The following is a 10,931-nucleotide window of genomic DNA, read 5'->3' as shown; positions in this document are numbered from 1 at the left end:
CCTTCTCCGCCGCAGCCTCTGCGGCCTCTGCGGTCTCTGCGGTCTCTTCGATGTGCTCGGTCACGGCGACCTCTTCGGTCTCGACGACCTCGTCCGCCAGCTGCTCGGCGGTCTCCACGGCCGGTATGGCCGGCGCGGTGATCTCGGCCGGGGCCTCGGCGGCGCCGCTCGGCGGGCCGGCCGGGCGGGAAGCGGCACGGCGCCGACGACGCGGCGGCAGGGTGTCGCTGGGGGTGTTGTTCTGTTCTTCGGAACCCTGGGTGGGTTCGGTCGGTTCGAGCATGCGGGTGTGTCTCCCGTCAGGCTCCCGGGCGCCGCACCGGGCCCGGCGCCGATCACGAGGGATCGGTCGCCGTTGACGTCCGCGGCTCGCGCACCTGCGCGCTGCCGCCGTCCGGGGCGCGGCCGCCGCACGGGAGCTCTCTGTGTCCTGTCTCGCCGGTTCCGTAGCCCTGTTGCGTACGGCCTGGCGAAAGTCTTCTGGTGGGTGCGCTGCCCGACCCAGGTGGCTCCCGAGTACGAGGGCTGCGCTACGACGCCCGTCCCGATGCGGAACCTTCCGTGCGTCGACGCCTTCGCGGCGGCAGCCACTAGGCCGTTGTGAGGGCCTCTGCTGCCTCGCGGTCGGGCGCGAGCGGGTCGGTCACGGCGCCGGTCTCTTCATCGAGCAGCCCCTGCGCCAGCCTGGTCACCGCTGCGGGGACCGGCGGCGCCAGGTCGGCCACGGCGCGGAGACCGGACAGGACGTCGTCGGGTCGTACGGCAGGCGTCACGTGCCGAACAACCAGCCGCAGTATCGCACAGGGCCGGTCGGTCGGCCTATCAGCCGTTTCACTCTGTGTTTCGAGATGTACGACCGCCGGGCGCGCGTCGAAGGTGCGCATGCCGTTCTTGGTCATGCGCTGGACCTCGACGGACCCGGCGGTGTTGAAGACCTGGACGGCGCGTTCGGCGTCGGCCGGGTCGACTCCGTCGAGCCGCAGCTCCCACACGGAGGCCGTGAGCCGGTCGGCGAGGCCCGAGGTGCGGGCCTCGACCGCGTCGACGATGTCGAGCCCGGTGGGCAGCGACTCGTCGAGCAGCGCACGCAGCGTCTGCGGTTCGCGCGCCGCGGTGAGCGCGATCTCCAGGTACTCCGCCTCACTGCCCGTGCCGGTGGGTGCGGCATTGGCGTACGACACCTTCGGGTGCGGCGTGAAGCCCGCCGAGTACGCCATCGGCACCTCGGCACGGCGCAACGCGCGCTCGAAGGCACGCTGGAAGTCACGGTGGCTGGTGAACCGGAGGCGGCCGCGCTTGGTGTAGCGCAGTCGGATGCGCTGCACCGCGGGTGCGGGCGGCGGGCCTTCGGGCTGTCGCTTGCCCAGTGTCGTTCAGTCCTTCGTGAGGTTCGTGAGAGCGGTCGTACTGCTCTCAAGAGTACGTGTGCCGAGCGGCGTCGGTTCCCGCCGGAGCACCGCTTCCCTCTCCCGGGGCCGCACGGCCCGCTCCCGGGATTCCCCGAACAGCATCCGCCGTACGTCGGCCCGTGTCTGCCGGGCCGTCTCGCGCGCGGAGGCGAGGGCCTGCCGGGTCGCCCGGCCCACGGCGCGCGCGGCCTGCGCGGCGGGCCTCAGGACGGCGTCGCGCACGGCGTGTCCGACCGGGGTGAGGACGGTCCGGTACACCCAGCGCACCGGCTCCACGAAGACCCACCGGAAGAGGGTGGCGAGGAACCGCCCGACGGCGCGCGAGAGGTGCCCCGCGATCCGCCAGGCGTGTCCGAGCGCGTCCCCGACCTCACGGGCCAGGACGCCCAGGAAGCGCCCGACGGGGACGAGCACCCGGCGCCACAGTGCGAGCGCGGGCAGCACCAGCAGCACCCGGGCGGTCCAGTACGCGGCCGTCCCGAGCCCCGTGACCAGCAGTGCGAGCAACCGCCACGATCCGAGCGCGCACCAGGCGGCGGCCCGTCCGACGGGCGCGAGGATCCACTCGTACACCCACCGCGCGGGGACGACGACCAGGTGGCGGACCAGCCACAGCGCGGGCACCACGACCGCGTACCGCACGCACCACAGCACGGGCACCACGACCCCGTACCGCACCAGCCACCCGACCGCGTGGCCCGCGGGCGTCAGCACGCGCGCGTACAGCAGCGCGAACCCCGCGCCGACGCCCTGTGCCAGCCACCGGGCGGCGTGGCCGACCGGGGTGAGGACGTACCGGTACAGGGCGACGGCGGGGACGACCAGCAGCACCTTCCCGAGCCGGACCAGGGCCCGGCCGGCCGGGACGAGGACGTACCGCCACAGCCCCACCAGCGGCCACACGAACAGCACCTGCCCCAGCCACAGCAGGGCCCGGCCCAGTGGCCGGAGCAGGGTGTCCCGCAGGAAGCGGCCGGTGACGACCAGCGCGTCCCAGGCCATCCGCACGGGCACGACCAGCACGAGCACCACGATCCGCACGGGCAGCCGGATCGCGACGACGAGACATCCCTCCGGCTGATGCGGCTCGGCGGGCGGTTTCTGCAGGTCCATACCGGTGTAGACGCCGCGGACCGCTCGCTGGATGCACCGAATCAGCCGGACGGACGACAAAAGTGTGCCCGGCGTGGGTGGTTCAGGACTTGCCGCGGCTCTGCGCCTCGGCGTTGGCGATGACTTCCGCCTCTGCCTCGGCCATCGCGATGGCGACGCCGAAGGCCTGCGCGATGTGGCCGGCCGCCGACATCACGCGTGCGCTGCCCACGACGGGCGCGATGGCGACGAGGACGTCCTGGAGCTCCTCGACGGTGAGTTCGACCTTGACCGCCGGGTCGATGTGCGCGAGGTAGGAGACGGCCGGCGCATCGACGGCCACCAGGGCGGCGATACGGGTGAGGATGAGCGTCCGGTCGTCCATGTGACAGCGTTCGACGGAGTCGACGGTCATGGCGGCGAGCGTGTCGAGGACGGGGGTGTCGGATGCGGTTGCCATATCGGGATCACCTTCCTGTGTTGTGCGGGGTCGATGTCAGGTGCGGAGGGCACCTGACCAGGGCCTTTCCCGGCTCCCACAGCGCCGGCGGGGCCACCGTCGGCACCAGCGCCCGGCCGAACCGCTCCAGGTCGAGCCGGGTCGTCCCGAGGAGCCGCCGGAAGCCGTCCATCCGGGTCACCAGCACGGCGAGCGCGAACTCCACGAGCATCGCGATGTTCATCTGCCTGCCGTCGAAGCCTGCGGTGGTGAGCACGGTGTCCGTCGCTGCCGCGTCGCGTCTGACCTCGGCCGGCTCCCGGCGGGTCTCGTCACCGACCTCCGGACGGCGGGGGTCGATCTGGTGGTCGTCCCAGCGGGCGCGCTCACGGACGTCGGCCGGCGAGAACTTCCAGTTCCGCTCGGAAACCGAGAACTTCCAGTTCCGCTCGGAAACGTCGATGCGCTTGAGCGAGCGGACGCGCTGTTCGTCCTTCGACGGCTTCAGCTCCCCGCGCCCCGGCAGCTCGCGGTTGCAGCGCCGGAGCAAGTCGTGGTCGAGCTCGTCGTCCGAGGGCACCTCGAAGCCGGTCACCCGTACGCCTTGCGGGTGGACGCCGCTCATCACATGCCGGATCGTGCCGTACCTGTCCTGCGCGGCCAGCCGCTGCTGACAGTCGGCGAGCAGCGCGGCGCCTTCCTTCTTCTTCCGGATCCCCGCCTTGTCGACCCGCAACGGACTGACGAACTCCGCGATCCACTCGGCCCTCTCGTCGCCCATCGCCCGCTCGTCCCTTCGCCGCCGCGTCCCCCGCCCCTCTCCAGCAGCATCACCTCACGCGCCGAGGACGACCTCACCCGCCACGGGTGGTTCCCCCACCGGCCTCAGCGGCCGGTCAGGTCGCCCACCAGGCCACGGACGCGCCGCTCGATCTCGTCGCGGATCGGGCGGACGGCGTCGACGCCCTGACCGGCCGGGTCGTCGAGTTGCCAGTCGAGGTACCGCTTCCCCGGGAAGACCGGACAGGTGTCACCGCATCCCATCGTGATGACCACGTCGGACGCCCGCACGGCTTCACCCGTCAGAACCTTCGGTGTCTCGGCGGAGATGTCGATGCCCACCTCCTTCATCGCGTCCACCACCGCCGGGTTGACGGTCTCGGCGGGGGCGGACCCGGCCGAACGGACCTCCACCTTCTCCCCCGCGAGGTGGGTGAGGAAGGCGGCAGCCATCTGAGACCGCCCGGCGTTGTGCACGCAGACGAACAGAACGGAAGGACGCTGAAGGGAGTCGCTCATGACGGGTGTCTTTCCTTGGGTGAGGGATCAGGGAGCGGAGGCGGCACGTTCGGTTTCGCCGTACGCCACGACGACCGCGGTGGTGGTTCCGGAGGGAACGGCGGCGCCGAACAGCAACGCGGCCAAGCCCAGGCCGACGGCGGCGCCGAGCAGTTGAGCGACGATGAACGGCAGGACGGAGCCCGGGGCGATCCCGGCGAACGTGTCGCTGAAGGTCCTGCCGATGGTCACCGCCGGGTTGGCGAAGGAGGTGGACGAGGTGAACCAGTACGCGGCTCCGATGTAGGACGCCACCGCCGCCGGAGCGAGGCGCCCCTGTCCGGTCCGGCCAAGACCGAGGATCAGCAGAACCAGCCCGGCCGTGGCGACGGTCTCCGCCAGCCAGAGGTGGCCCGCGAAGCGGTCATGCGTGGACCACTTCACCAACGGTTCGGCGAACATGGCGTCGGCCAGGACCGCGCCCCCGACGGCTCCGGCCAGCTGAGCCGGAACGTACGCGACGACCTCTCGCAGTGTCGGCCCGTCCCCGCTCCGGCGCCCCGCGAACCATGCCGCGAGAGTGACGGCCGGGTTGAAGTGCGCGCCGGAGACCGGCCCGAGGAGCACGATCAGCACCCCCAGGCCGAAGACCGTGGAAATCGAGTTGGCGAGCAGTTGGACGCCCACGTCGTGCGAGAGTTCCGTCGCCTGGATCCCGGAGCCGACGACCACGGCCACCAGCACGGCCGTCCCCACCCCTTCCGCGGCGACGCGACGGCCGAGAGGCGTACTCACACGGGCTCCTTGGCAGAGTGGGGCACGGCCAGGAACCCGGCCAGGCGGTCGAGGACACCCGGCAGGACCCAGTAGTAGACCCAGGTCCCGCGACGCTCGCAGTCGATGAGTCCGGCCTGCCGGAGCAGCTTCAGATGGTGGGAGATCGTCGGCTGCGACAGGTCGAAGGCCGGGGTCAACTCGCACACGCAGACCTCACCCCCCTCCCGTGAGGCGATCATCGACATCAGACGCAGACGCACCGGGTCCCCCAGCGCCTTGAAGATCTTCGCCAGGTCGGCCGCCCGCTGCTCGTCCAGTGGCGCCGACGCCAGCCCCTGACAGCAAGCGTCATCCGCGGCTCGGCCGAGGATCGTCAGCTCTTGTTTCGACATTCCTCTATGTTGACGTTTTTCGATTCAGGGCGCAAGGTTGAATCAACGAACGTCAATACAGGCCCTTCAGGGCACCGCCATGCCCAGTCATCCAGGAGTGACCATGTCCGAGCATTCCACCGACCTCCGAGAGACCGTTCGCGAGCGCTACGCGGCGGCGGCCCTCCAGGTCACCGAAGGCGGCACCGCCTGTTGCGGACCCCAGCCCGTCGAGGTCGACGAGAACTTCGGCTCGACCCTCTACGCCGCGGACGAGCGCGACACCCTGCCCGCCGAGGCCGTCGCCGCCTCCCTCGGCTGCGGCAACCCCACCGCCGTCGCCGAGCTGCGCGCCGGTGAGCGCGTCCTCGACCTCGGTTCCGGCGGCGGCATCGACGTCCTGCTGTCCGCCCGTCGCGTCGGGCCCACCGGGAAGGCGTACGGCCTCGACATGACCGACGAGATGCTCGCCCTGGCACTCGCCAACGCCGAGAAGGCCGGCGCGGCGAACGTGGAGTTCCTCAAGGGCACGATCGAGGCCATCCCCCTGCCCGCGAACACGATCGACGTCGTGATCTCCAACTGCGTGATCAACCTGTCCACCGACAAGCCCGCCGTCCTCGCCGAGACCTACCGGGTGCTCAAGCCCGGCGGCCGGATCGGTGTGTCCGACGTGGTGGCCGACGACTCCCTGACCCCGGCGCAGCGGGCGGAGCGCGGCGATTACGTGGGGTGCATCGCGGGCGCGCTCTCCTTCGCGGAGTACCGCGCAGGACTGGAAGCGGCGGGGTTCACGGACGTCGAGATCAGGGCGACGCACACCGTGGCCGACGGGATGCACTCGGCCATCGTCCGCGCCACCAAGCCGGCCGCCTCCGAGCCGCACGCCACCGCGCTCTCACCGGCCGACGCCTGCTGCGGAGTGAACGCCTGCTGCACCGATGCCGAAACCCCGGCGGACCCGGGTGTCAGCCTCAGCGCCGCGAAGACAGCATCGGGCTGCGGCTGCCAGAACTGACGGAACTGACGGCGCCAGAGGCGTCCGAGGCGCGTCATGCGCACCCCCGCGCCTCAGGCGCGTCGCCGAGACAGAACCAGCCGGTGTCGCCCCCGGTCGACGTCCATGACGGTGACCGGCACCTCGTCGCCGACGTTGACGACGTCCTCCACCGCCGCCACGGGCTCCGATGCGAGCTCGGCCAGTCGCACCAGTCCCTCGACACCGTCCTCGACCTGGACGAAGACGCCGAACGGGACCAGCTTGGTGACGCGCCCCCGCAGTGTCTGGCCCACCGTGACGCGGTCCGCGAACTCGAGGAACGGGTCCGGCCGCATAGCCTTCAGGGACAGCCGGGCCTCGCCGTTACTGGTGTCGAACTGCAAGAACTCGCACGACACGCGCCGGCCGATCTCAACGACCTCGGACGCCGCCTCGAAACGCCGCCAGGACAGCTCGGGATACGTGATGAAGCCGACGCCGGGATACACCGGATGGCCAGGACCCTCGTCCAACGCCACGAACACGCCGAACCGCTCGATCGCCGCCACCGTGCCGGCCAGGACCTCACCGCGACGAAGCCGCTTGAGGAACGCCCAGAGTTCCGGGTTCTCCGTGGCCGCCATCGACAACCAGACCCGACCCGCATCCAGATCCACGGCGATCACCTCGGCGGTGATCCGCTGCCCGACCACCGCAACCTCGGCCGAACGCCGTCGCCAGGAAGCGTCCAACGACCCCACCACCCCGAGCGGGCGCTCCTCGAAGCCGTCCAGAAGCACCGAGGGCCCCGAACGAGTGACCTCCACGACCGTCCCCGCGCAGAGATCACCGACACGGATCGTTGCCAGAAACCTCCTGATGGCCTGATCCGCCGACGCTTCCCCCATGGCGCTCAGGCTCTCACGAGATGCCGCGGACCCACGTGATCGCGTGGGAGACCGTCACCCTTCGCCGGCGATGCGCTCGCCGGTGGCGGCGTCGATCGCGATGTCCTGCTTGCCACTGCCCACCCACCAGACCGGCCGCCATTCGCCCTTGACCTGCTGGGCAAGGAGCGAGGTGGAGTCGGCCGGCAGCCCCGTCGCATCTTCCGCCAGGGTCTTGGCCTTGGCTTCATCGATGGTCACTCGCGGAAGAGCAGGATCGTCGACGGTTCGGGCGGAGAACCCGATGACTCGTCCCGTGGTGGTGATGGTGAGGTCCAGGCGCACAGGCATCATGACCTTGTCCGTGTAACGCCGGTACACCACCGTGTAAGCCCTGGTCGGACCGTCACCGATGGATCGGATGCGCCGATCACTCCCCGCGACGTTCCGCGGAAACCACGTGCGAGCGAACCGTTCGGCCGCTGCCGCGACTTCCTTCTCGCTGAGGCTGCCCTCGTCCCCACGGGCGTTCGAAGACCGGGCACTCTCCAAGGTCTTCTGCGGCCATGTGCCGGAGATGGTGCCGCGGTTCGTCTCAGCGGTGATCTTCAGGCGGCTTCCGTCCTTCTTGGTCGCAGTCCCCCGCATCTCGGTGCCGCTCCCGAACACGCCCTTGGCCGCAGTGGCAATCCACTCGTCGGCCTGCGCGGCGGACTCGGCAAGATCGCGCATCCGATCATCCATCGCGACGACATCGACCGAATCGATCCGCGACTGGAAGACGCCCCCGACGGCCAGCACGGCGACCGCCGCGAGCGACACCCCCCACACGAGGTCACGCACGGGCTCGGCCGGCGACTGCCGCCGCCGGTACAGCCACACGGCCCCCGCCGCAGAACCCAGCACCGCGCCGGTCGCATTGGCCGCGAGGTCCGTCACACTGCACGAGCGCCCCAGATGCCCCACCGACTGGGCGAGTTCCACCGCCCCGCTGAGGGCCCCGAACGCGGCCGCAACCGTCACCGGCCTCCTGAAGAGCAGGACGGCCAGAACCGCACCGGGGGCGAAGAGCGCGATGTTCAGCAGAGAACTCGCCGACGTGAACACGTGGGTGGGCATCCCGGTGTCACACTGCCAGGACTCCAGACCGGCGTCACCGGGCAACAGAGTCACAGCGAAGATGCCGGCCAAGCAGGCGGCCAAGGCCGTCCTCAAAGGCCACGGCTTCTTCCTGGCCTTCGCCACGAGCGCCGTAGGGACGGCGACGAGTACAGCGAGGATCACGAAGGAGACGATCAGGCCCGGTACGGCGGAGATGGACGCTTCAATCACGTGGGCGCCTTCGAAACACACGACCGGGGTACTGGTCAGGCACCGCGGCCGTTGCGGAAGTGGATTGTCGAACAGCCGGGAACTTCGGACTTCCGCTTGCCACCCCAGCTGTGCGACAGCGTCTGACCTGACGCGATCGGCTTCTGGGTGTCGAGGAAGAGCACGTCCCCCGTCGTCATCGCGAGCTGGACAGCCGCGTGCTCCTCAACGCTCCCCTTCCCCCTCCGTCATGGCTCTGGTCTGCGCAATCGGCGATGCCGTCAGCGATGAGGGCCGCGCCAGCCGCCAACCGGCTCAGAAGGCGGCGGTTCGGTCGAAGCTCGTGATATTGAGTCCGATGCCTTTCACGCTCTCTGGATCCTCCGTGACCTCCGCCGCAGCGCCGCCCTCACCCCCCGCGTCCGTCTCAGCCCGTCGGAGCCGCGTTCTTGACCGTCAGGGGGAGCAGCTTCTTACCCGTGGGGCCGATTTGGATGGTGGTGTCCATCGCAGGGCAGACGCCGCAGTCGAAGCACGGGGTCCAGCGGCAGTCCTCGACCTCGGTTTCGTCGAGGGCGTCCTGCCAGTCCTCCCAGAGCCAGTCCTTGTCGAGGCCCGAGTCCAGGTGGTCCCAGGGGAGGACTTCCTCGTAGGTGCGTTCGCGGGTGGTGTACCAGTCGACGTCCACGCCGAAGGGGGCCAGGGACTTGTCGGCGCAGGCCATCCAGCGGTCGTAGGAGAAGTGCTCGCGCCAGCCGTCGAAGCGGCCGCCGTCCTCGTAGACCGCGCGGATCACGGCGCCGATGCGCCGGTCGCCGCGGGAGAGCAGGCCCTCGACGATGCCGGGCTTGCCGTCGTGGTAGCGGAAACCGATCGAGCGGCCGTACTTCTTGTCGCCGCGGATCTTGTCGCGGAGCCTGGTGAGGCGGGCGTCCGTCTCCTCCGCCGAGAGCTGCGGGGCCCACTGGAAGGGGGTGTGGGGCTTGGGGACGAAGCCGCCGATCGAGACCGTGCAGCGGATGTCGTTGGAGCGGGAGACCTCGCGGCCCTTGGCGATCACGTTCATCGCCATGTCGGCGATCTGGAGGACGTCGTCGTCCGTCTCCGTCGGCAGGCCGCACATGAAGTACAGCTTCACCTGGCGCCAGCCGTTGCCGTAGGCGGTGGCGACGGTGCGGATCAGGTCCTCCTCCGACACCATCTTGTTGATGACCTTGCGCATGCGCTCCGAGCCGCCCTCGGGGGCGAAGGTCAGGCCGGACCGGCGGCCGTTCCTCGTCAGCTCGTTCGCCAGGTCGACGTTGAAGGCGTCGACGCGGGTGGAGGGGAGGGAGAGGCCGATCTTGTCTTCCTCGTAGCGGTCTGCCAGGCCCTTGGCGATGTCGCCGATCTCCGAGTGGTCCGCCGAGGACAACGAGAGAAGGCCGACCTCCTCGAAGCCCGTCGCCTTCAGGCCCTTCTCGACCATCTCGCCGATGCCCGTGATCGAGCGCTCGCGCACCGGGCGGGTGATCATGCCGGCCTGGCAGAAGCGGCAGCCGCGCGTGCAGCCGCGGAAGATCTCGACGGACATGCGCTCGTGGACGGTCTCGGCGAGCGGGACGAGCGGCTGCTTGGGGTACGGCCACTCGTCGAGGTCCATGACCGTGTGCTTGGAGACGCGCCACGGGACGCCCGACTTGTTGGGGACCACCCGGCCGATACGGCCGTCGGGGAGGTACTCGACGTCGTAGAACGCCGGGATGTAGACGCCGCCGGTCTTCGCGAGGCGGAAGAGGACCTCCTCGCGGCCGCCGGGACGGCCCTCGGCCTTCCACTCCTTGATGATCCGCGTCATGTCGAGCACGGCCTGCTCGCCGTCGCCGATGACCGCCGCGTCGATGAAGTCGGCGATCGGCTCGGGGTTGAAGGCCGCGTGGCCGCCCGCGAGGACGATCGGGTCGTCGAGCGTGCGGTCCTTGGACTCCAGGGGGATCCCGGCCAGGTCCAGCGCCGTCAGCATGTTGGTGTAGCCCAGCTCGGTGGAGAAGGACAGGCCGAACACGTCGAAGGCCTTCACCGGGCGGTGGCTGTCCACCGTGAACTGCGGGACGCCGTGCTCCCGCATCAGCGCCTCCAGGTCCGGCCAGACGCTGTAGGTGCGCTCGGCGAGGACGCCCTCCTGCTCGTTCAGCACCTCGTAGAGGATCATGACGCCCTGGTTGGGCAGACCGACCTCGTACGCGTCCGGGTACATGAGCGCCCAGTGGACGTCACAGGACTCCCACGGCTTGACCGTGGAGTTGAGTTCGCCCCCGACGTACTGGATCGGCTTCTGCACGTGCGGGAGCAAGGCTTCGAGCTGCGGGAAGACCGACTCGACAGACATCGCGGCGTTACCTTCGTGAG

Annotated in this window: 12 protein-coding genes; 1 reads left to right on the top strand and 11 read right to left on the bottom strand. The window is 70.1% G+C overall.

What is annotated here, in order from left to right; genetic code table 11:
• The 8 genes from AQJ64_RS33230 to AQJ64_RS33195 form a co-directional block, all read right to left on the bottom strand.
• Positions 1 to 283: hypothetical protein (locus AQJ64_RS33230; protein ID WP_169809754.1), on the bottom strand; the 283-nt coding region annotated here is incomplete at its 3' end.
• Positions 284 to 590: 307 nt separating this feature from the next.
• Positions 591 to 1,325: a TIGR03936 family radical SAM-associated protein gene (locus tag AQJ64_RS33225; protein ID WP_055631775.1), complete on the bottom strand. Its 735-nt coding sequence runs from the start codon at positions 1,323 to 1,325 to the stop codon at positions 591 to 593.
• A gap of 48 nt (positions 1,326 to 1,373) precedes the next feature.
• Complete coding sequence (locus tag AQJ64_RS33220) at positions 1,374 to 2,522, bottom strand: hypothetical protein (protein ID WP_055631774.1); 1,149 nt, start codon at positions 2,520 to 2,522, stop codon at positions 1,374 to 1,376.
• 82 nt (positions 2,523 to 2,604) lie between these two features.
• Positions 2,605 to 2,961, bottom strand: coding sequence for a hypothetical protein (locus AQJ64_RS33215; RefSeq protein WP_055631773.1), 357 nt, complete (start codon positions 2,959 to 2,961; stop codon positions 2,605 to 2,607).
• A gap of 7 nt (positions 2,962 to 2,968) precedes the next feature.
• Positions 2,969 to 3,721: a polyphosphate kinase 2 family protein gene (locus AQJ64_RS51290; protein WP_055631772.1), complete on the bottom strand. Its 753-nt coding sequence runs from the start codon at positions 3,719 to 3,721 to the stop codon at positions 2,969 to 2,971.
• A 104-nt stretch (positions 3,722 to 3,825) separates the two neighbouring features.
• Complete coding sequence (locus AQJ64_RS33205; protein WP_055631771.1) at positions 3,826 to 4,239, bottom strand: arsenate reductase ArsC; 414 nt, start codon at positions 4,237 to 4,239, stop codon at positions 3,826 to 3,828.
• Between the two features lie 27 nt (positions 4,240 to 4,266).
• Positions 4,267 to 5,013, bottom strand: coding sequence for an aquaporin (locus tag AQJ64_RS33200; protein ID WP_055631770.1), 747 nt, complete (start codon positions 5,011 to 5,013; stop codon positions 4,267 to 4,269).
• The gene (locus AQJ64_RS33195; protein ID WP_055631769.1) at positions 5,010 to 5,387 is read right to left on the bottom strand and encodes an ArsR/SmtB family transcription factor; all 378 of its coding nucleotides are present in this window, start codon (positions 5,385 to 5,387) and stop codon (positions 5,010 to 5,012) included. The genes AQJ64_RS33200 and AQJ64_RS33195 overlap by 4 nt, the downstream gene beginning before the upstream one ends.
• A 103-nt stretch (positions 5,388 to 5,490) precedes the next feature.
• Here AQJ64_RS33195 and arsM point away from each other — a divergent pair, with 103 nt between their 5' ends.
• The gene (arsM, locus tag AQJ64_RS33190) at positions 5,491 to 6,384 is read left to right on the top strand and encodes an arsenite methyltransferase (protein ID WP_055631768.1); all 894 of its coding nucleotides are present in this window, start codon (positions 5,491 to 5,493) and stop codon (positions 6,382 to 6,384) included.
• A gap of 53 nt (positions 6,385 to 6,437) precedes the next feature.
• Here arsM and AQJ64_RS33185 read toward each other — a convergent pair whose 3' ends face one another.
• The 3 genes from AQJ64_RS33185 to AQJ64_RS33175 all read right to left on the bottom strand — a co-directional run bounded on the left by AQJ64_RS33185 (position 6,438) and on the right by AQJ64_RS33175 (position 10,911).
• Positions 6,438 to 7,253, bottom strand: a complete 816-nt coding sequence (locus AQJ64_RS33185; RefSeq protein WP_055631767.1) for a S1 RNA-binding domain-containing protein — start codon at positions 7,251 to 7,253, stop codon at positions 6,438 to 6,440.
• A gap of 54 nt (positions 7,254 to 7,307) precedes the next feature.
• A complete protein-coding gene (locus AQJ64_RS33180) occupies positions 7,308 to 8,564 on the bottom strand; it encodes a VanZ family protein (protein WP_055631766.1) in 1,257 nt (418 codons plus the stop codon).
• Positions 8,565 to 8,970: 406 nt separating this feature from the next.
• On the bottom strand, positions 8,971 to 10,911 hold the full coding sequence (locus tag AQJ64_RS33175; RefSeq protein ID WP_055631765.1) for a TIGR03960 family B12-binding radical SAM protein: 1,941 nt from the start codon (positions 10,909 to 10,911) through the stop codon (positions 8,971 to 8,973).
• Positions 10,912 to 10,931: the final 20 nt, after the last annotated feature.

The sequence above is a fragment of the Streptomyces griseoruber genome (genome assembly GCF_001514205.1).
GTDB classification, from domain to species: domain Bacteria; phylum Actinomycetota; class Actinomycetes; order Streptomycetales; family Streptomycetaceae; genus Streptomyces; species Streptomyces griseoruber.
Note: the sequence above shows the minus strand (reverse complement) of the source record. Positions and strands in the feature narration are given on the sequence as shown.

Bases quoted from the DNA above. Each gene is read 5' to 3' on its own strand.
- AQJ64_RS33220 (WP_055631774.1), bottom strand. From the start codon at position 2,522: ATGGACCTGCAGAAACCGCCCGCCGAGCCGCATCAGCCGGAGGGATGT.
- AQJ64_RS33215 (WP_055631773.1), bottom strand. From the start codon at position 2,961: ATGGCAACCGCATCCGACACCCCCGTCCTCGACACGCTCGCCGCCATG.
- AQJ64_RS51290 (WP_055631772.1), bottom strand. From the start codon at position 3,721: ATGGGCGACGAGAGGGCCGAGTGGATCGCGGAGTTCGTCAGTCCGTTG.
- AQJ64_RS33205 (WP_055631771.1), bottom strand. From the start codon at position 4,239: ATGAGCGACTCCCTTCAGCGTCCTTCCGTTCTGTTCGTCTGCGTGCAC.
- AQJ64_RS33195 (WP_055631769.1), bottom strand. From the start codon at position 5,387: ATGTCGAAACAAGAGCTGACGATCCTCGGCCGAGCCGCGGATGACGCT.
- arsM (WP_055631768.1), top strand. From the start codon at position 5,491: ATGTCCGAGCATTCCACCGACCTCCGAGAGACCGTTCGCGAGCGCTAC.
- AQJ64_RS33185 (WP_055631767.1), bottom strand. From the start codon at position 7,253: ATGGGGGAAGCGTCGGCGGATCAGGCCATCAGGAGGTTTCTGGCAACG.
- AQJ64_RS33175 (WP_055631765.1), bottom strand. From the start codon at position 10,911: ATGTCTGTCGAGTCGGTCTTCCCGCAGCTCGAAGCCTTGCTCCCGCAC.